At 72.2% G+C, this 18,325-nt stretch carries 16 protein-coding genes; 9 read left to right on the top strand and 7 right to left on the bottom strand.

Going from position 1 to position 18,325, the window contains the following annotated elements:
* Positions 1-3 precede the first annotated feature (3 nt).
* Both HCJ93_RS15120 and HCJ93_RS15115 read right to left on the bottom strand, forming a co-directional pair.
* The gene (locus HCJ93_RS15120; protein ID WP_167996209.1) at positions 4-2,406 is read right to left on the bottom strand and encodes an HAD-IC family P-type ATPase; all 2,403 of its coding nucleotides are present in this window, start codon (positions 2,404-2,406) and stop codon (positions 4-6) included.
* 146 nt (positions 2,407-2,552) lie between these two features.
* Positions 2,553-2,834, bottom strand: coding sequence for a DUF2530 domain-containing protein (locus HCJ93_RS15115; protein WP_167996208.1), 282 nt, complete (start codon positions 2,832-2,834; stop codon positions 2,553-2,555).
* 151 nt (positions 2,835-2,985) lie between these two features.
* Here HCJ93_RS15115 and HCJ93_RS15110 point away from each other — a divergent pair, with 151 nt between their 5' ends.
* Positions 2,986-4,437: an NCS2 family permease gene (locus tag HCJ93_RS15110; RefSeq protein WP_167996207.1), complete on the top strand. Its 1,452-nt coding sequence runs from the start codon at positions 2,986-2,988 to the stop codon at positions 4,435-4,437.
* A 79-nt stretch (positions 4,438-4,516) separates the two neighbouring features.
* Here the strand turns inward: HCJ93_RS15110 and HCJ93_RS15105 are convergent, their stop codons facing one another.
* Entirely contained in the window at positions 4,517-4,699 is a 183-nt protein-coding gene (locus HCJ93_RS15105) for a ribbon-helix-helix protein, CopG family (protein ID WP_167996206.1), read from the bottom strand.
* A gap of 156 nt (positions 4,700-4,855) precedes the next feature.
* Here HCJ93_RS15105 and HCJ93_RS15100 point away from each other — a divergent pair, with 156 nt between their 5' ends.
* From HCJ93_RS15100 to thpR, 3 genes are all read left to right on the top strand, one after another.
* The gene (locus HCJ93_RS15100; RefSeq protein WP_167996205.1) at positions 4,856-5,293 is read left to right on the top strand and encodes a MarR family winged helix-turn-helix transcriptional regulator; all 438 of its coding nucleotides are present in this window, start codon (positions 4,856-4,858) and stop codon (positions 5,291-5,293) included.
* 27 nt (positions 5,294-5,320) lie between these two features.
* The gene (locus HCJ93_RS15095) at positions 5,321-6,682 is read left to right on the top strand and encodes an MFS transporter (protein WP_167996204.1); all 1,362 of its coding nucleotides are present in this window, start codon (positions 5,321-5,323) and stop codon (positions 6,680-6,682) included.
* A gap of 109 nt (positions 6,683-6,791) precedes the next feature.
* Entirely contained in the window at positions 6,792-7,364 is a 573-nt protein-coding gene (gene thpR, locus HCJ93_RS15090; protein WP_167996203.1) for an RNA 2',3'-cyclic phosphodiesterase, read from the top strand.
* Positions 7,365-7,511: 147 nt separating this feature from the next.
* Here thpR and HCJ93_RS15085 read toward each other — a convergent pair whose 3' ends face one another.
* The gene (locus HCJ93_RS15085; RefSeq protein ID WP_167996202.1) at positions 7,512-8,504 is read right to left on the bottom strand and encodes an aldo/keto reductase; all 993 of its coding nucleotides are present in this window, start codon (positions 8,502-8,504) and stop codon (positions 7,512-7,514) included.
* Between the two features lie 110 nt (positions 8,505-8,614).
* Between HCJ93_RS15085 and HCJ93_RS15080 the strand changes: the two genes are divergently transcribed.
* Positions 8,615-9,391 (top strand): aminoglycoside adenylyltransferase domain-containing protein, encoded by a 777-nt coding sequence (locus HCJ93_RS15080; RefSeq protein ID WP_167996201.1) that lies wholly within the window; start codon positions 8,615-8,617, stop codon positions 9,389-9,391.
* Positions 9,392-9,429: 38 nt separating this feature from the next.
* Here the strand turns inward: HCJ93_RS15080 and HCJ93_RS15075 are convergent, their stop codons facing one another.
* Positions 9,430-10,125 (bottom strand): SGNH/GDSL hydrolase family protein, encoded by a 696-nt coding sequence (locus HCJ93_RS15075; RefSeq protein WP_167996200.1) that lies wholly within the window; start codon positions 10,123-10,125, stop codon positions 9,430-9,432.
* An 89-nt stretch (positions 10,126-10,214) separates the two neighbouring features.
* Between HCJ93_RS15075 and HCJ93_RS15070 the strand changes: the two genes are divergently transcribed.
* Positions 10,215-11,213, top strand: a complete 999-nt coding sequence (locus HCJ93_RS15070) for a WD40 repeat domain-containing protein (protein ID WP_167996199.1) — start codon at positions 10,215-10,217, stop codon at positions 11,211-11,213.
* Here the strand turns inward: HCJ93_RS15070 and HCJ93_RS15065 are convergent.
* Positions 11,184-12,038, bottom strand: coding sequence for a TetR/AcrR family transcriptional regulator (locus HCJ93_RS15065; protein WP_167996198.1), 855 nt, complete (start codon positions 12,036-12,038; stop codon positions 11,184-11,186). The two genes, HCJ93_RS15070 and HCJ93_RS15065, sit on opposite strands and share 30 nt — an antisense overlap.
* 86 nt (positions 12,039-12,124) lie before the next feature.
* Here HCJ93_RS15065 and HCJ93_RS15060 point away from each other — a divergent pair, with 86 nt between their 5' ends.
* The gene (locus HCJ93_RS15060) at positions 12,125-13,177 is read left to right on the top strand and encodes an ATP-binding cassette domain-containing protein (protein WP_240967616.1); all 1,053 of its coding nucleotides are present in this window, start codon (positions 12,125-12,127) and stop codon (positions 13,175-13,177) included.
* Positions 13,174-13,983, top strand: a complete 810-nt coding sequence (locus HCJ93_RS15055) for an ABC transporter permease (protein ID WP_167996197.1) — start codon at positions 13,174-13,176, stop codon at positions 13,981-13,983. The genes HCJ93_RS15060 and HCJ93_RS15055 overlap by 4 nt, the downstream gene beginning before the upstream one ends.
* A gap of 117 nt (positions 13,984-14,100) precedes the next feature.
* On the opposite strand, the gene serC is transcribed toward HCJ93_RS15055, so the two are convergent.
* Complete coding sequence (gene serC, locus HCJ93_RS15050) at positions 14,101-15,219, bottom strand: phosphoserine transaminase (RefSeq protein ID WP_167996196.1); 1,119 nt, start codon at positions 15,217-15,219, stop codon at positions 14,101-14,103.
* A 180-nt stretch (positions 15,220-15,399) separates the two neighbouring features.
* On the opposite strand from serC, the gene HCJ93_RS15045 reads away from it, so the two are divergent.
* Entirely contained in the window at positions 15,400-18,300 is a 2,901-nt protein-coding gene (locus HCJ93_RS15045) for an FAD-binding and (Fe-S)-binding domain-containing protein (RefSeq protein ID WP_167996195.1), read from the top strand.
* The last annotated feature ends 25 nt before the right edge of the window (positions 18,301-18,325 follow it).

Below are 18,325 nucleotides of genomic sequence, written 5' to 3'. Positions count from 1 at the left end.
GGATCAGGCGGGGAAGCGGCGGTCCACCCACTTCCACAGGAACTCCAGGGCGACCGCCGCCACGACGGCCACGCCCACCGCGATCCACGGCAGCGTCATGCCGACCAGCCTCAGGGCGAAGAACTCCTGCAGCCAGGGCACCGCGAGCACCAGCAGGAAGGCTCCCGCCATCGCCGCGACCAGGGCGATCCGCCACCAGGTGTAGGGGCGGGCGATGACCGCCAGGACCCAGATGGAGATGAGGAAGAGGGTCAGGGTCGCCGCGCTGGTCTCGGCCTCCAGCGCGCCCTCGCCGGAGTAGTGGGAGCGGGCCAGCAGATAGGTCGCGAAGGTGGCGAGCGCGGCCAGTGCGCCGCCGGGCACGGCGTACCGCATGACCCGGCGGACGAAGTGGGGGCGGGCCCGCTCGCGGTTGGGGGCGAGGGCCAGGAAGAAGGCGGGGACGCCGATGGTCAGCGTGGACAGCAGGGTCAGGTGGCGGGGCAGGAACGGGTACTCCACCTGGGAGCAGACCACCAGGATGGCCAGCAGCACCGAGTAGACCGTCTTCACCAGGAACAGCGTGGCCACGCGCGTGATGTTGCCGATGACCCGGCGGCCCTCCGCCACCACCGACGGCAGTGTGGCGAAGCTGTTGTTCAGCAGCACGATCTGCGCGACGGCCCGGGTCGCCTCCGAGCCCGAGCCCATCGCCACGCCGATGTCCGCGTCCTTCAGCGCCAGCACGTCGTTCACGCCGTCGCCGGTCATCGCCACGGTGTGCCCGTGCGACTGGAGCGCGCCGACCATGTTCCGCTTCTGCTGCGGGGTGACCCGGCCGAAGACGGTCGCCTCGTCCAGCGCCTCGGCCATCTCGTCCCGGTCGGCGGGCAGCCGGCGCGCGTCGACCGTCCTGCCCTCGAGGCCGAGCTTCGCGGCGACCGCCCCCACCGACACCGCGTTGTCGCCGGAGATGACCTTGGCACGGACGTTCTGCTCCTCGAAGTAGCGCAGGGTGTCGGCGGCGTCCGGGCGCAGCCGCTGCTCCAGCACCACCAGCGCGGCCGGCCGGACGCCCTCGGCGACGTCCGCCGCGGTCAGGGCACGGTCGGTGCGGGCCAGCAGCAGCACCCTGAGCCCCTGCCGGTTGAGGCGGTCGGTGTCGTTCAGGGCGGGGTGGCGGGCGGGCAGCAGGACGTCGGGTGCCCCGAGCAGCCAGGTGACGCTCTCGCCGCGGTCGCCGTCCTCCTCGAGCACCGCCCCGCTGTACTTGCGGGCGGAGGAGAAGGGCAGCGCCTCGGTGCAGCGCCAGCCGCCGTCGGACGGGAAGCGGTCGATGATCGCCTGGAGGGAGGCGTTGGGGCGGGGGTCGGAGGCGCCCAGCGCCCCGAGTACCCGGTGCACGTACGGCTCCTCGAACCCCTCGAAGACCCGCAGCTCGGCGACGTCCATGCCGCCCTCGGTCAGGGTGCCGGTCTTGTCCAGGCACACCGTGTCCACCCGGGCCAGCCCCTCGATGGCGGGCAGCTCCTGCACCAGGCACTGCTTGCGGCCGAGCCGGATCACGCCGATGGCGAAGGCTATGGAGGTGAGCAGCACCAGCCCTTCCGGGACCATCGGCACGATGCCGCCGACGGTGCGGGCGATGGAGTCCTTCAGCTCGTTGTCCTTCACCACCAGCTGGCTGACGATCAGACCGATCGCGGTCGGAATCATCATCCACGTCACGTACTTGAGGATCGTGGAGATGCCCGAGCGCAGCTCGGAGTGGACCAGGGTGAAGCGGGAGGCCTCCTCGGCGAGCTGCGCCGCGTACGCCTCGCGGCCCACCTTGGTCGCCTGGAAGGCGCCGCCGCCCGCGACCACGAAACTGCCGGACAGCACCTGGTCGCCGGGACGCTTGACCACCGGGTCGGCCTCGCCGGTGAGCAGCGACTCGTCGATCTCCAGCATGTCCGTCTCGACGCACACCCCGTCGACGACGATCTTGTCGCCCGGCCCGATCTCTATGAGGTCGTCGAGCACGATCTCGGAGGTGCTGACCTCGGTGGCCGTGCCGTCCCTGCGGACCGTGGGACGCGCCTCGCCGATCAGCGCCAGCGAGTCGAGGGTCTTCTTCGCCCGCCACTCCTGCACGATGCCGATGCCGGTGTTGGCGAGGATCACGAAGCCGAACAGGCTGTCCTGGATGGGCGCGACCGCCAGCATGATCACCCAGAGCACGCCGATGATCGCGTTGAAGCGGGTGAAGACGTTGGCGCGGACGATGTCGGTCAGCGACCGGCTGCTGCGCACTGGTACGTCGTTGACCTGGCCGCGGGCCACCCGCTCGGCGACCTCGGCGGAGGTCAGTCCGCTCGCCGGGGTGGTGGATCCGGTGCCGGGTCGTGCGACGTCGGCCTGGGTGCCCGCGTCGAGATGCGTCATGCATTCGACGGTACGTGCGGACGGGGGCATTCACCCGCCGGAGCCGCGGAGTTCAGACCTCGGTAGGACGGGGCCCGGTGCCTTGTCGTGCCGTGGTCGTACGAGGGGGCGGGGGCGGTGGGCCGGCGGCGGTCACGCGACGGGGGCTAGGGGGTCTGCTGCTCCTCGCGCTCCGCCCGCGCGCGCTTGATCGCCGCGTCCCGCCTGCGCACGTACCAGATGCCGATCAGCCCGAGTCCGCCGCCGACCAGGCAGGTCCACAGCCACCAGGTGTGGCCGTGCTCTTCGAACCAGCCGTAGAAGGGCAGCTGCACCAGGAAGAGGACGAACCAGACGATCGTGCCGCCGACGACGGTGGCGACGACCGGCCCCTCCAGGGGCTCCGGCGCCTCGTGCCTGATCGGGGTTCCCGAGAAAAGCCCTGCCATGAGCGACAGCTTACGGGGCCCGCGTCTCTACGCGAGTAGATGGATTTGCGGCGGCTATATGTTCATACTGAATCCGTTTGCTTCTGACCGCTTCTGTTCGTAGGAAACGCCAAAGGGCCGTGGGGGAGGCCCGCTGGTGATGAGGTCCCGCATGTCCACCTCGGCACCCGCCAAGGCCCCCAGTCCCGATCAGCCGGGGTCCGGCCCCGCCACCGGAGCGCTCGACCGCTTCTTCAAGATCTCCGAGCGCGGCAGCACCCTCGCCCGCGAGGTGCGCGGCGGATTCGCCACCTTCTTCGCGATGGCCTACATCATCGTGCTGAACCCGATCATCCTCGGCAGTGCGAAGGACATGTACGGCCACCAGCTGGACAACGGCCAGCTGGTCACCGCGACCGCGCTGACCGCGGCGTTCACCACGCTGCTGATGGGCGTCATCGGCAACGTCCCGATCGCGCTGGCCGCGGGTCTCGGCGTGAACTCGGTCGTCGCGCTCCAGCTCGCCCCGCGGATGTCCTGGCCGGACGCGATGGGCATGGTGGTGCTGGCCGGTTTCGTGGTGATGCTGCTGGTGGCCACCGGTCTGCGTGAGCGCGTGATGAACGCCGTGCCCTACGGGCTGCGCAAGGCCATCGCGATCGGTATCGGCCTGTTCATCATGCTGATCGGCCTGGTGGACGCCGGCTTCGTCTCCCGCATCCCCGACGCCGCCCGGACCACCGTCCCGCTGCAGCTCGGCGCGGACGGCCACCTCACCGGCTGGCCGGTGCTGGTCTTCGTGCTCGGCGCGCTGCTCACGCTGGCGCTGATCGTGCGCCGGGTGCCCGGAGCGATCCTGCTGTCGATCGTGGTGATGACGGTCGTCGCCATGATCATCAACGCCGTCGCCGACATCCCCTCCTGGGGCCTGACCAACCCGGTCTGGCCCGGCAACCCGGTGGCCACCCCCGACTTCGGCCTGATCGGCGAGGTCAGCCTGTTCGGCGGGTTCGGCAAGGTCGGGGTGCTGACCGGTGTGCTGTTCGTCTTCACCGTGCTGCTGTCGTGCTTCTTCGACGCGATGGGCACGATCATGGGGGTCAGCGACGAGGCGAAGCTGACCGACGGCGAGGGCCAGATGCCCGGCATCAACAAGGTGCTCTTCGTCGACGGTGTCGCGGTCGCCGCGGGCGGTGCCAGCTCGGCCTCGGCCACCACCTGCTTCGTGGAGTCCACCGCCGGTGTCGGCGAGGGCGCGCGCACCGGCTTCGCCAATGTGGTCACCGGTGCGCTGTTCGCCGTGGCGCTGTTCCTCACCCCGGTCGCCACCATGGTCCCCTCGCAGGCGGCCACGCCCGCGCTGGTCGCGGTGGGCTTCCTGATCCTGGCCGGGTCGGTCAAGGAGATCGACTGGGCGGACTACACGATCGCCGTGCCGGCCTTCGTGACGATGCTGATGATGCCGTTCACCTACTCGATCACCAACGGCATCGGCATGGGCTTCATCACCTTCGCGGTGCTGCGCCTCGCGGTCGGGCGCGGCCGGGAGGTCCCGCCGGCGATGTACGTGGTGGCGGCGGTCTTCGCCTTCTACTACCTGATGCCGGCTCTGGGCCTGACCTGATCCGGCACCGCGGAACCCGGGGCCGCCCTCGGACGGGCCCGACCCGGCCGGCGGGTCCCCGCCCGCGCACCCGGCGGGGTCAGGTGACCCCGTAGAACTTCTCCGTCTCCTCGACGGCGGCCTGGAACCGCTGGTCGAAGTCATCGCGCATGAGCGTCCGGACGACATAGTCCTGGACGCTCATGCCGCGTTTGGCGGCATGTTCCCTGAGTCGTTCGAGCAGTTCGTGATCTATGCGGAGGCTGAGCACATCGGTCCCCATGGCTCATGAGCGTTGCCGCACCCTTCGGTGCGGTGTGTCAGGTTCCGTTGAAGGATCACCCAAATGAGTGATCCGGTGTATGAGTGGCGGTCGTCACGGGCACCATGGATCCTCTCCGGTGGTCTTTAGCCAGGGTAATGAGATAACCTAAACAACATGCCGGACCTCAGCCATGGCGACGACGCGGCCGCCGTGAACGCACTCCGATCCGCCGTGATGCGGCTGTCCCGTCGGCTCAAGCACCAGCGGGTCGACGAGTCGCTCAGCCCCACCGAGATGTCGGTGCTCGGCACCCTGGCCCGCTGCGGCAGCGCCACCCCGGGCGAGCTGGCCCGCAGGGAACACGTGCAGCCGCCGTCGATGACCCGCATCGTGGCACTGCTGGAGTCCAAAGGGCTGGTCCGGCTGGAGCCGCATCCGGACGACCGGCGCCAGAAGGTCGTGACGCAGACCGAGCGGGCCGAGGCGATGCTCGAGGAGAGCCGCCGCAAGCGCAACGCCTTCCTGGCCTCCCTGGTGGAGGAGCTCGACGAGGAGGAGTGGGCCAAGCTGCGCGTCGCGGCCCCGGTGCTGGAGAAGCTGGCGCACCTGTAGACGTCGATTCGCGAGGAGGCGAACCTTTTGAGTACGGGACCCGGAGCACCTTCCGCCCCCGCACCGGACACCCACGAACCCGCCCGCGAGACCACCCCCCGCAAGACGTCGATGTTCTCCTCCCTGAGGATCAGGAACTACCGCCTGTTCTTCCTCGGCCAGGTCGTCTCCAACATCGGCACCTGGATGCAGCGCATCGCCCAGGACTGGCTGGTGCTCAGCCTCACCGGCTCCGCCGCCGCCGTCGGCATCACCACCGCCCTGCAGTTCCTGCCGATGCTGCTGTTCGGCCTGTACGGCGGCGTGCTCGTCGACCGCCTGCGCAAGCGCCCCACGCTCGTCGTCACCCAGTCCGCGATGGCCCTCACCGCGATCGCGCTCGCCGTCCTCACCCTGACCGGGCAGGTGCAGGTCTGGCACGTCTACGTCGCCGCCTTCGCCGTCGGCCTGGCCACCGTGGTCGACAACCCGGCCCGCCAGTCCTTCGTCTCCGAGCTGGTCGGCCCCGAGCAGCTGCAGAACGCGGTCAGCCTGAACTCCGCGAACTTCCAGTCCGCCCGCCTGGTCGGCCCCGCCGTCGCCGGCCTGCTGATCACCGGCGTCGGCACGGGCTGGGCGTTCCTCCTCAACGGCCTGTCCTTCGTGGCACCGCTCACCGGCCTGCTGCTGATGCGCTCCCGCGAGCTGCACGCCGTGGAACGCGCGCCACGCGGCAAGGGCCAGCTGCGGGAGGGCCTGCGCTACGTGGCCGGCCGGCCCGAGCTGATCTGGCCGATCGTGCTGATCGGCTTCATCGGCACCTTCGCCTTCAACTTCCCCGTCTACCTCTCCGCCTTCGCCGACGACGTCTTCCACGGGGACGCGGGCGTCTACAGCATGTTCAACACGCTGATGGCGGTCGGCTCGCTGGCCGGCGCCCTGCTCGCCGCCCGCCGCGGCACGGCCCGGCTGCGCCTGCTGATCCTGGCCGCGCTGGCCTTCGGCACGCTGGAGATCCTCGCCGCGGCCGCCCCCGAGCTGTGGATGTTCGCCCTGCTGATGATCCCCATCGGCCTGTTCGCGATGACGGTCAACGTCACCACGAACACCTCCATCCAGATGTCCACCGACCCGGCCGTCCGCGGCCGTGTCATGGCCCTCTACATGATGGTCTTCCTCGGTGGCTCCCCCGTCGGCGCGCCCGTCGTCGGCTGGCTCACCGACACCTACGGCGCCCGCGTCGGGTTCGCCGCGGGCGGCACCGTCGCCATCACCGCCGCCGCCGTCATCGGCCTGATCCTCGCCCGCGTGGGCAACCTCCGCCTCACCGTCGGCTGGCACCACGGCCACCCCCACATCCGCTTCGTCCCCCGCGAGCAGCCGGAGAAGGCGCTGGCCCGGGCGGTGTAGCGGCCGGGGCGGTACAGCGGCCGGTGGCCGGGGCGCCGCTCGATGCCTGTGCGGCCGTGCGGTGCGACGCTGCGCACGGTGACCGGGGCACACCCGGCAGACTGGACCCATGAGACTGTTCGCCGCCGTGCTGCCGCCCGAGGACGTCGCCGAGGAGCTCGCCGCCGAGGTGGCCCGGCTGAGGAGGCTGCCCGGGGCCGAGGGGCTGCGGTGGACCGGGCGGCCGGGGTGGCATTTCACGCTGGCCTTCTACGGGGAGGTCGACGACGCGCTGGTGCCCGCGCTGACCGAGCGGCTCGGGCGGGCCGCGTCCCGTACGGAGCCGTTCGCGCTGGCGCTCGGCGGCGGGGGGCAGTTCGGGCGCGGGAGGGCCCTGTGGGCTGGGGCGGACGGGGATGTGCGGGCCCTCGGGGTGCTCGCCGGGCGGGCCGAGGCGGCGGCGCGCAAGGCGGGCATCGACATGGGGGAGCACCGCAGGTACAAGCCGCATCTGACGGTGGCCCGCAGCCGGGACGGCATCGACGTCAGGCCCTTCGTCGCGCGGCTGCGCGCCTTCCGCAGCCGTACCTGGACCGTGGCCGAGCTGGCGCTGGTGCGCAGCAATCTGCCGGTGAGCGGGGTGCCGGGCGAGCAGCCCCGCTACGAGGCGGTCGCGCGCCGGGCGCTCGGGGCGGCCGGTTAGGCTCGAGGCGTGGACCCGAAGACCCGTAACCGGATCATGGCCGGTGCGCTCGTGCTGATGTTCGTCGTGGTGGCGCTGGCGGCGGTGCTCGGGAAGTAGCGCCGCCGCCCGCCACCGGGTGCGGGTGACGTCCGGTCCCGCCCGCTACTACCAGGCGAAGGCCTCCGGGGACGGGCCCGGGCCGGGGAAGATCTCGTCCAGGCCGGCCAGCAGCTCCTCGCTCAGCTCCAGCTCCGCCGCCCGCAGCGCGGAGGCCAGCTGCTCCGCGGTGCGCGGGCCGACGATCGGGCCGGTGACGCCGGGTCGGGTGAGCAGCCAGGCCAGGGCCAGCTCGCCGGGCTCCAGGCCGTGCTTGTCGGCCAGATCCTCGTACGCCTGGATCTTCGCGCGCGCGGCCGGGTCCTGCAGCGTCTCCGCGGCGCGCCCCGAGGCCCGCCGGGCGCCCTCGGCCTGCTTCTTCAGCACGCCGCCCAGCAGCCCGCCGTGCAGCGGCGACCAGGGGATCACCCCGAGCCCGTAGTCCTGTGCGGCCGGGATGACCTCCATCTCGGCGCGCCGCTCGTAGAGGTTGTACAGGCACTGCTCGCTGACCAGTCCGATGGTGCCGCTGCGGCGGGCGGCCAGCTCGTTGGCCTGGGCGATCTTGTATCCGGGGAAGTTGGAGGAGCCGACGTAGAGGATCTTGCCCTGCTGGATCAGGACGTCGATGGCCTGCCAGATCTCCTCGAACGGGGTGGCCCGGTCGATGTGGTGGAACTGGTAGAGGTCGATGTGGTCCGTCTGGAGCCGCTTGAGGCTGGCGTCCACGGCCCGGCGGATGTTGACCGCGGAGAGCTTGTCGTGGTTGGGCCAGACCTCGCCGTCGGCGCCCATGTTCCCGTACACCTTGGTGGCGATGACGACCTTGTCCCGCCGGCCGCCGCCCTTGGCGAACCAGTTGCCGATGATGCTCTCGGTGCGGCCCTTGTTCTCACCCCAGCCGTAGACGTTGGCGGTGTCGAAGAAGTTGATCCCGGCGTCCAGCGCCGCGTCCATGATGGCGTGGCTGCCGGCCTCGTCGGTCTGCGGACCGAAGTTCATCGTGCCGAGGACGAGTCGGCTGACCTTGAGTCCGGTGCGTCCGAGCTGCGTGTACTTCATGACCGTCCAGCCAACGTCGTGGAGTGCGCTCTAGGCAAGGGGACGTTCCGCGAGGGCCCCTGGACGCCGGGCACGGAGTACAACGGGACGAGGGACGAAGGGGGACGCGTATGCCGGACGGGAGCGGCGTCGGCCGGCTGGCGGAGCTGGTGCTGCGGCACCTCGGGGACGACGTGCTCGGTGCGTATCTGCACGGCTCCGCCACCCTGGGCGGGCTGCGCCCGCACAGCGACATCGATCTGCTCGTGGTGACCCGGCGTTCCCTGGGAGAGGTCCGGCGCCGGGCGCTGACCGACGCGTTGATGCGGGTGTCCGGCGGCGGGCGGCGGCCCGTGGAGCTGAGCTGTGTCGTGCGGGACGCGGTGCGGCCCTGGCGGTATCCACCGGAGTGCGACTTCCTGTACGGGGAGTGGCGGCGCGAGGAGTACGAGCGCGGGGCGGTCCCGCTGCCCGGGCCGTGCCCGGATCTCGCGCTCCTGCTCACCGTGGTGCTCGGTGCGGGCGCACCCGTGTACGGCCCTCCGCCCGCCCGGCTGCTCGACCCCGTGCCGCACACCGACGTGCTGCGCGCCATGAGGGACGGAATCCCGGATCTGCTCGCCGGGCTGGAGACCGACACCCGCAATGTGCTGCTCACCCTGTGCCGCATCTGGCTGACCTTCAGCACCGGGGAGATCCGGTCGAAGGAGGCGGCGGCCGGCTGGGCGCTCGAGCGGATCCCCCACGCCCGTCACCGGGCGGTCGTCGCGCACGCCAGGGCGGTCTGCACGGGGGAGGAGAAGCAGGAGCGGTGGGAGGAGCTGCGGGACGGGATCGCGCCCGCCGCCCGCTTCCTGGTGCGGGCGATCGGGGCCGCCGGCGCCGGCCGGGCAGCGGTCGCCCGGTGAGGGCCGGCGCTCGCTCGGCAGCGGTGACGCGACGAGGGTCAGCGGCCGTTGCCGCGGTCCCGCACCTCGTAGGGGCCGCCCAGGTCCCAGCTCTGCCACATCGCGTCCGCGAAGGACGCCGCCAGCTTGTGCTCGCCGCTGGCGTTGGGATGCGTGCCGTCGTAGGTGTCGGTGTGGATGTCGTAGGAGGGGGCCGGGGTGGCCAGCAGCACGGGGGAGGCGGGGGTGTCCAGGTCGGCCGCGGTCTTGGCCAGGCGCTCGTTGAACTCGGTGACCTGGGCGGCGAAGGGCGCGTCCTGCTGGGCGCGGATGTTGGGGATCACCGGCAGCAGCACCATCCGGATGCCGGGGCGGGCGGCCCGCGCCTCGTCCACGAAGGTGCGGACGTTGGCCGCCGTCTGCTCGGCGTTGGTGTAGAAGCCCAGGTCGATCAGGCCGAGGGAGACGAGCAGCACGTCCGCACGGAAGGTGCGGACCGCCTCGCCGATCAGGGGGGCCATGTGGCACCAGCCCTCGCCCCAGCCGGCCAGATGCGCCCGCGGGAAGTCGGGGTCGGCGTAGGCGTACGAGGTGGGTTCGTCCGTCGCCGGGTCGCGCAGCGCCTCGCGCGGTCCGACGAAGGTGAAGGGCCCGCCGTACGCCCCGCACAGGTGCTGCCACAGCCGGTAACGCCAGGTGTGTTCACCCGCGCTCCCGATGGTCATCGAGTCGCCTACGGGCATCAACCTGAGCACACGATCATCATGGACGAAACCGCCGGTCGCCGCGATGTGAGTCCGGCCACCAGCCCTCGTACCGCCGCGCGGGGTGGCACTCTTGGGACATGCGCCGATCTTTCGCCCTGCTCGTCGCGGGACTTCTGACGGGTGCCCTCGCCGGAGCCGCCGTCCCGACCGCTTCCGCCGCCGGCGGCGACGACGGTGACGGCGGGTTCCAGATCAAGGATCCGCGCATCACCGAGTCCAGCGGGCTGGCCGCCTCCCGCCGCCACAAGGGCATCTACTGGACGCACAACGACCAGGACCGGGGCGCCTTCCTCTACGCCGTGGACAGCCGCACCGGCGAGACCGTCGCGACGATCACCATGACCGGGGTCGGCACCCCGCGCGACGTCGAGGCGATCTCGATGGGACCGGACGACCAGCTCTACGTCGGCGACATCGGCGACAACGACGGTGTGCAGTGGCCGTATGTGTGGATCTACCGGCTGCCCGAGCCGAAGGTGCTCAAGGACCAGTCGGTCCGGGCCACCCAGTACGTGGTGAAGTACTCGGACGGAAGCCGCGACGCCGAGTCGATGGTCGTGCACCCGAAGACCGGGCGCGTGTACATCATCGACAAGCAGGAGGAGGGCGGGCATCTCTACGCGGGGCCCGCCGAGTTGAGCCCCTCGGGCGCCAATGTCTTCCGGCCGGTCGCCGACGTGGAGATGTGGGCGACCGACGCCGCGCTCTCGCCGGACGGCGAACACCTGGTCGTGCGCGGCTACTTCGGCGGCGTGCACTACGAGTGGAACGGCGGGAAGCTGCGCCGCAGGGGGCGGCTGAGCGTGCCCATCCAGCCCCAGGGGGAGTCCGTCACCTACTCCGCCGACGGCTCGCACCTGCTGTTCGGCAGCGAGGGGGAGCGCAGCGGAGTCGTGGCACGGGAGGCCCCGGGCGGCTCCGGCGGCAGCAAGGGGTCCTCCTCCGGCAGGGGGGACGCGGACGCCTCCGGTGACGGCAAGTCCGTGCCCCCGGTGCTGACTTCGGGGGCGGTCGCGGTGATCACCGGGATCGCCGTGTTCCTCGGGCTACGACGGCTGTTCCGCCGACGGGGCTGAGGAGGGGCCATCGGGCGCCGGGGCTGAGCACGCGTCCGCGGCAGCCCGCGCCGAAGAGCCGCCGTCCGCGGCCGCGCGGCGCGCCTCGACGCACGTCTCCAGGCCGTCCAGGATGCGCTGCAGCCCGAACTCGAAGTGGTCGAACCCGGGGCTGAAGGCGTCCTCGGAGAGCGAGGCCAGCACCGGGTACCGGCCGCTGTGCATCGCCTTTTCCAGGGCCGGCCGCTGCGCCTCCCAGAACTCGGTGTCGGTCATCCCGGTTCTGCGCTCGGCCTCCTCCTCGAAGATCCGGGTGCGGGCCGCGCCCACCACGTACCCGTCGATCAGGATGATCACCGAGACCAGCTCGGGGTCGGTCAGGCCCATCGGCCGGATCCGGGCGAGCGTGTTCTCCATGTTCTCCAGGGCGTTGGGGCCGAGGATCGGACGGGCCTGGTTGACCTCCAGCAGCCAGGGGTGACGCCGGTAGAGGTCGAGCATGCTGCGGCCGAGCGCCTCCAGGGCGGTCCGCCAGTCCACCTCTCCCGGGCCGGCCGGCTCGTCGGAGGGGCGCTGCACGCGGTCCAGCATCAGATCGAGCAGCTCCGCCTTGCCGGGGACGTAGCGGTAGAGGGACATCGTGCCGGTGCCCAGCTCGGTGGCGATCCGGCGCATCGACACCGCGTCGAGACCCTCGCGGTCCGCGATGCCGACGGCGGTCTCCACGATGCGGTCCAGGGTCAGCCCGGGCTTCGGGCCCCGGCTGGGGCGCGGTCCGGTGTCCCAGAGCAGGTCGAGAGTCCGGGCGATGTCACCGCTGCCGCTGGTCTGCCTACCGCTCGTCATGAGGGCAGTCTAGGTCTCCCGCAAAAAACTGAGTACGGCGTACGCGTAATCGGGTACGGTGTACTCAGTTATTGGAAGGGGGACCCATGAACGACGGATACGCGGTACGGGCCGAGGGGCTCGAGAAGCGCTACGGCGACAAGCGCGCCCTGGACGGCTTCGACCTCGCCGTGCGCGCGGGCACCGTGCACGGGCTGCTCGGGCCCAACGGCGCCGGCAAGACCACCGCGGTGCGCATCCTGTCCACGCTGATCCGGCTCGACGGCGGGCGTGCCGCGGTCGCCGGGCTGGACGTCGCCCGGCAGCCGCGCGAGGTGCGGGCGCGAATCGGGCTCACCGGGCAGTACGCGGCGGTGGACGAGGTGCTCACCGGGCGGCAGAACCTGGAGATGTTCGGCCGGCTGTTCCACCTGGGCGGCAGGCGGGCCAGGGCGCGGGCGGGCGAGCTGCTGGAGCAGTTCGACCTGACGGACGCCGCCGACAAGGGCGTCGGCGACTACAGCGGCGGCATGCGGCGGCGGCTCGACCTCGCCGCCTCGATGATCCTCGCCCCGGCCGTGCTCTTCCTGGACGAGCCGACCACGGGGCTGGATCCGCGCAGCCGCGGCGAGGTGTGGGAGTCGGTGCGGGCGCTGGTGGCCGACGGGACCACGGTGCTGCTGACCACGCAGTACCTGGAGGAGGCCGACAGGCTGGCCTCCCGGATCACCGTCATCGACCAGGGCCGGGCCATCGCCGACGACACCCCGGAGGGCCTGAAGAACCGCGTGGGCGGCGACCGCATCGAGGTCGTGGTCGCCGAACGCGCCGAGATCCCGCGGGTGATGAAGGTGGTCGCCCGGGTCGCCGACGGGGAGCCCGAGGCCGAGGACGAGGCGCTGCGGGTGCACGCCTCGGTCACCGACCGGGTGTCCGCGCTGACCGAGGTGGCGCGCACCCTGCAGGACGAGGGCGTGCGGGTCGAGGACATCGGACTGCGCCGGCCGAGTCTCGACGACGTGTTCCTGCGGCTCACCGGCCACCGGGCCGAGCAGACGGACGGCACGAGGACGGGAACGGCGCGGACCGGCGGCAAGGGCCACAGGGCCGCCGAGACCGCCGAGACCGTCGAGGACAAGGGGAAGGGGACCCGCGCATGAGCGCTGTCGAGGCCGCGCACGGCCGTACGTTCTGGGTGCTGTCCGACGTGTGGAACATCGTCCGCCGCGGACTGACCCACTACCAGCGCCAGCCGGTCAACATCGCCTGGCAGCTGGGCTTTCCGATCCTCTCCGTGCTGCTCTACGGCTATGTCTTCGGCAGTGCGATGCAGGTGCCGGGCGGCGGGGACTACAAGGACTTCCTGATGCCGGGCATGTTCGTGATGACCATGGCCTTCGGCTTCATCAACACCGCGACGGTGGTGGTCTACGACTCCACCAAGGGGGTCATCGACCGGTTCCGCTCGATGCCGATGGCGTCCTCGGCCGTGGTGGCCGGGCGCGGCGTGACCGACCTGATCATCGCCTGCGCGGAGCTGGCCATCATGATGCTCACCGCGCTGGTCATGGGCTGGCGGCCGGACGGCGGCTGGGAGTTCCTCGCCGCGTTCGGGCTGCTGCTCTGGCTGCGGTTCGCGCTGATCTGGCTCGGCGTCTGGCTGGGCCTGCTGGTGCCCAACCCGGAGGCGGCGGGCGGGCTGTTCGCGGTGGCCTTCCCGCTGACCATGATCTCCAGCATCTTCGTGGCGCCGCAGCTGATGCCCGACTGGCTCGGCTGGGTGGCGGCCTGGAACCCACTCTCCTCCACGTCCGCGGCCACGCGTGAGCTGTTCGGCACGCCGGTCGGCGGAGGGGACTCCTGGGTCGAGCAGCACGCGCTGCTGATGGCGGGGCTGTGGCCGGCGGTGCTGACGGTCCTCTTCCTGCCGCTGGCGGTGCGGCGCTTCCAGCGGCTGAGCCGGTAGGCGGCAGTTCGCGGCAGGAGGCGGATCGAAGCCCGGACGGACGAAGGGGCGCCCGGCGAGCAGCCGGGCGCCCCTTGCGCACCTTCCGTCAGCGCACCGCGCCGGCGGACGCGTCCGTCAGAGCCGCTCGATCACATAGTCGACGCACTTCGTCAGCGCCTCGATGTCCGCCGGGTCGATCGCCGGGAACATCGCCACCCGGAGCTGGTTGCGGCCGAGCTTGCGGTACGGCTCGGTGTCGACGATGCCGTTGGCCCGCAGCGTCTTGGCGACGGCGGCGGCGTCGATCTCGTCCGTGAAGTCGATCGTGCCGACGACCGCCGAGCGCTTGGCCGGGTCGGCGACGAACGGGTTGGCGTACTTGATGTCCTCGGCCCAGCCGTAGAGCGTGCGGGCGGAGGTGGCCGTGCGGCGGACCGCCCAGTCGAGGCCGCCCTGGCCGTTGAGCCACTCCAGCTGCTGGTTCAGCAGGAACAGGGTGGCGAGGGCCGGGGTGTTGTACGTCTGGTTCTTGCGGGAGTTGTCGATCGCCGTGGGGAGGCTGAAGAACTCCGGGATGTGGCGGCCGGAGGCGTGGATGCGCTCGGCGCGCTCGATGGCGGCCGGGGAGAAGATGCCGATCCACAGGCCGCCGTCGGCGGCGAAGGACTTCTGCGGGGCGAAGTAGTAGACGTCCGTCTCCGCGATGTCCACGGGCAGGCCGCCGGCACCGGAGGTGGCGTCCACCAGGACCAGCGCGCCCTCGTCGGCGCCGGCCACCCGCTTGATCGGCATGGCCACACCGGTGGAGGTCTCGTTGTGGGTGAAGGCGTAGACGTCCACGCCGGCCTCGGCGACCGGCTCCGGGTGCGTGCCCGGGTCGGTGGAGATGATGTCCGGCTCGGCCAGCCAGGGGGCGAGCCTGGCCGCCTTGGCGAACTTGGAGCTGAACTCGCCGAAGCTGAGGTGCTGCGACTTGTTCTCGATCAGGCCGTGCGTCGCGATGTCCCAGAACGCGGTGGAGCCGCCGTTGCCGAGGATCACCTCATAGCCGTCCGGGAGCTGGAACAGCTCACGGATGCCCTCGCGCACCTGGCCGACCAGGTTCTTGACGGGGGCCTGGCGGTGGGAGGTGCCCATCAGGGACGTACCGGTCGCGGCCAGCGCGTCCAGCGCTTCCGTCCGCACCTTGGAGGGACCCGAGCCGAAACGTCCGTCGGCGGGCTTGATGTCAGCGGGAATCTGGATCTCAGCCACGGTCGGAGCCTAGCGGCTCCGCGAAAGCCGGGCGAAACGTCGTCCGTCCGGTGAGACGGGCGCGGGGCGTGCGGGGCATGCGGCGGAAGAGGGGCGCGGGGCGTGCGGGGCATGCGGCGGAAGAAGGGCGCGGGGCATGCGGCGGGAGGCGCGGGCGGCTCCTGCGGGCATGCTGGGGGAATGACCACCGGAACGACGGAGCACCGACAGCTGCGGGACGAGCTGGCCAGGGCCGTACGCGGGTCCGTGGACTTCGGCGTCACCGCCCGGGCGCTGAACACCATGGACGCCTCCAACTACCGGAGGGTCCCGCTCGGTGTGGTCGCGCCACGGGACGCCGACGACGTGGCCGCCGCGCTCGCGGTCTGCCGGGAGCACGGCGTGCCGGTGGTGGCGCGCGGCGGCGGGACATCGATCGCGGGGCAGGCGACCGGCACCGGGGTGGTGCTGGACTTCACCCGGCACATGAACCGCATCCTGCGCCTCGACCCCGGGGCGCGCACCGCCGTCGTCCAGCCGGGGCTCGTGCTCGACCGCCTCCAGGAGGCCGCCGCCCCGTACGGCCTGCGCTTCGGCCCCGATCCGTCCACCCACTCCCGCTGCACCATCGGCGGAATGATCGGCAACAACTCCTGCGGCTCCCACTCCGTCGCCTGGGGGACGACGGCGGACAGCGTGCGCGCGCTGTCGGTCGTCACCCCGGGAGGCGAGCGGCTGGAGCTCGGCCGGGGATGGGCGGGGGCGCCGGCCGGGCTGCGGGAGCTGGTGCAGGGCGAGCTGGCCCGGCTGCGCACCGGATTCCCCGAGCTGCCCCGGCGCATCTCCGGCTACGCACTGGACGCGCTGCTGCCGGAGCGGGGCGCCGATGTGGCCCGCTTCTTCTGCGGGTCCGAGGGCACCCTGGGCGTGCTGACGGAGGCGGTGGTGGAGCTGGTTCCGATGCCGCGGGTGCGGGCGCTCGCGGTGCTGGGCTACGCGGACGAGAGCGGGGCCGCCGAGGCGGCGGCCGGGCTGCTGCCGTACGGACCGCTGACGGTGGAGGGCATGGCGGCCGACCTGGTGCCGTCGCCGGCCGGCCTGCCGCGCGGCGGGGCATGGCTGTTCGTGGAGACCGGCGGCGACACCGAGAACGAGGCGCGGGCACGGGCGGAGGCGATCGTGCGCGCGGCCGACGTCGTGGACCACCTGGTGGTGACCGACCCGGCGCGGCAGCGGGCGCTGTGGCGGATCCGGGAGGACGCGAGCGGCACGGCCACCCGGATGCCGGACGGCACCGAGGCCTGGCCCGGCTGGGAGGACTGCGCGGTGCCGCCCGCCCGCCTCGGCGCCTATCTGCGGGACTTCCGTGCCCTGCTGGCCGACCACGGCCTGCGCGGCACCCCCTACGGGCACTTCGGGGACGGCTGCATCCACGTCCGCATCGACTTCGACCTGCTCACCGAGCCCGGCATCGCCCGCTTCCGCCGCTTCTCCGAGGAGCTGGCCGGCCTGGTCGTGGCACACGGCGGCTCGCTGTCCGGTGAGCACGGCGACGGGCAGGCGCGGGCCGAACTGCTGCCGCGGATGTACGGCGCGGAGATGGTGGCCCTCTTCGAGCGGACCAAGGCCCTCTGGGACCCCGGCGACCTGCTGAACCCGGGCATGCTGGTCCGCCCCGCCCCGCTGGACACCCAGCTGCGCTTCGCCGTGCTGCCCCGCGAGCCGGTCGACGTCGCCTTCGGCTACCCGGCCGACGGCGGCGACTTCTCGGCCGCGGTGCGCCGCTGCGTGGGCGTCGCCAAGTGCCGTACCACCTCGGTGTCCGGGCCGGCGGTGATGTGCCCCTCCTTCCGGGCGACCGGCGCCGAGGAGCACTCCACGCGCGGGCGCGCCCGGCTGCTGCACGAGATGCTCGCCGGGGAACTGGTGACGGACGGCTGGCGCTCCACCGAGGTGCGGGACGCGCTCGATCTGTGCCTGTCCTGCAAGGGCTGCCGCTCGGACTGCCCCGTCGGGGTCGACATGGCCACCTACAAGGCCGAGTTCCTGCACCACCACTACGCCGGCCGCCGCCGCCCGGCCGCCCACTACTCCATGGGCCGGCTGCCCGTCTGGCTGCGCCTGGTGGCCCGGACCCGGACGGCGGCCCTGGTCAACGCGCTGGCGTCGGTGCGGCCGCTGGCCCGGCTGGGGAAACGTCTCGGCGGCATCGCACCGCAGCGGGAGCTGCCGCGGATCGCGGGCCGCACCTTCACGCACTGGTGGCGGAGCCGCGGCTCCGGGGCCCGGGCGGACGGTCCCCTGGTGGTGCTCTGGCCCGACACCTTCACCGAGCATCTGTCGCCGTCGGTGGGGCGGGCGGCCGTGCGGGTGCTCGAGGCGGCGGGCCTGCGGGTGGCCCTGCCCCCGTCGCTGCGGCTGCGCGGCCGGCCGGTGGGGGACGCGCGCTCACGGTCGGCGGCACGGCTGCTGACCGCGCGGCGCGGCCGGGTCTGCTGCGGGCTGACCTACATCTCCACCGGCCAGCTCGACCGGGCGCGCTCGGTGCTGCGCCGCACCCTGGACCTGCTGGAACCGGTCCTGGAGACGGACGCCCCGGTGGTCGTCCTGGAACCGAGCTGCGCCGCTGCCCTGCGCGCGGACGCGCCGGAACTGCTGCACGACGATCCGAGGGCCGCGCGCCTGGCGTCCCGCGTCCGTACCTTCGCCGAGACGCTGGAGCAGTACGCCCCGCGCTGGAGCCCGCCGAGACTGGACCGTCCCGTCACCGGCCAGACCCACTGCCACCAGCACGCGGTGCTCGGCGACGCCGCCGACCGGCGGCTGCGCACCGCCGCCGGCCTCACCGGTGACCTGACCGGCGGCTGCTGCGGCCTCGCCGGCAACTTCGGCTTCGAGAACGGCCATTACGACATCTCGGCCGCCTGCGCCGAGGAACAGCTCCTCCCCGCGGTCCGCACAGCCGGAGCGACGGCGGTGGTCCTGGCCGACGGCTTCTCCTGCCGCACCCAGCTGCACCAACTGGCCGGCGTACGGGGCCGCCACCTGGCGGAGGTGCTGGCGGAGGGGCTGGACGACCTGCCCGACGGGCCGGACGCCTGAGAGGCCGGCCGCGCGCCGGGATCCC

The sequence above is a fragment of the Streptomyces composti genome (genome assembly GCF_012034205.1).
GTDB classification, from domain to species: Bacteria; Actinomycetota; Actinomycetes; order Streptomycetales; family Streptomycetaceae; genus Streptomyces; species Streptomyces composti.
Note: the sequence above shows the minus strand (reverse complement) of the source record. Positions and strands in the feature narration are given on the sequence as shown.

What these genes read in the sequence shown, in the direction of transcription:
- HCJ93_RS15080 (WP_167996201.1), top strand. Translation starts at nt 8,615, where the DNA reads ATGCCGGACGGGAGCGGCGTCGGCCGGCTGGCGGAGCTGGTGCTGCGG.
- HCJ93_RS15045 (WP_167996195.1), top strand. Translation starts at nt 15,400, where the DNA reads ATGACCACCGGAACGACGGAGCACCGACAGCTGCGGGACGAGCTGGCC.
- HCJ93_RS15100 (WP_167996205.1), top strand. Translation starts at nt 4,856, where the DNA reads ATGCCGGACCTCAGCCATGGCGACGACGCGGCCGCCGTGAACGCACTC.
- thpR (WP_167996203.1), top strand. Translation starts at nt 6,792, where the DNA reads ATGAGACTGTTCGCCGCCGTGCTGCCGCCCGAGGACGTCGCCGAGGAG.
- HCJ93_RS15120 (WP_167996209.1), bottom strand. Translation starts at nt 2,406, where the DNA reads ATGACGCATCTCGACGCGGGCACCCAGGCCGACGTCGCACGACCCGGC.
- HCJ93_RS15060 (WP_240967616.1), top strand. Translation starts at nt 12,125, where the DNA reads ATGAACGACGGATACGCGGTACGGGCCGAGGGGCTCGAGAAGCGCTAC.
- HCJ93_RS15055 (WP_167996197.1), top strand. Translation starts at nt 13,174, where the DNA reads ATGAGCGCTGTCGAGGCCGCGCACGGCCGTACGTTCTGGGTGCTGTCC.
- HCJ93_RS15115 (WP_167996208.1), bottom strand. Translation starts at nt 2,834, where the DNA reads ATGGCAGGGCTTTTCTCGGGAACCCCGATCAGGCACGAGGCGCCGGAG.
- HCJ93_RS15085 (WP_167996202.1), bottom strand. Translation starts at nt 8,504, where the DNA reads ATGAAGTACACGCAGCTCGGACGCACCGGACTCAAGGTCAGCCGACTC.
- HCJ93_RS15105 (WP_167996206.1), bottom strand. Translation starts at nt 4,699, where the DNA reads ATGGGGACCGATGTGCTCAGCCTCCGCATAGATCACGAACTGCTCGAA.
- HCJ93_RS15065 (WP_167996198.1), bottom strand. Translation starts at nt 12,038, where the DNA reads ATGACGAGCGGTAGGCAGACCAGCGGCAGCGGTGACATCGCCCGGACT.
- HCJ93_RS15110 (WP_167996207.1), top strand. Translation starts at nt 2,986, where the DNA reads ATGTCCACCTCGGCACCCGCCAAGGCCCCCAGTCCCGATCAGCCGGGG.
- HCJ93_RS15070 (WP_167996199.1), top strand. Translation starts at nt 10,215, where the DNA reads ATGCGCCGATCTTTCGCCCTGCTCGTCGCGGGACTTCTGACGGGTGCC.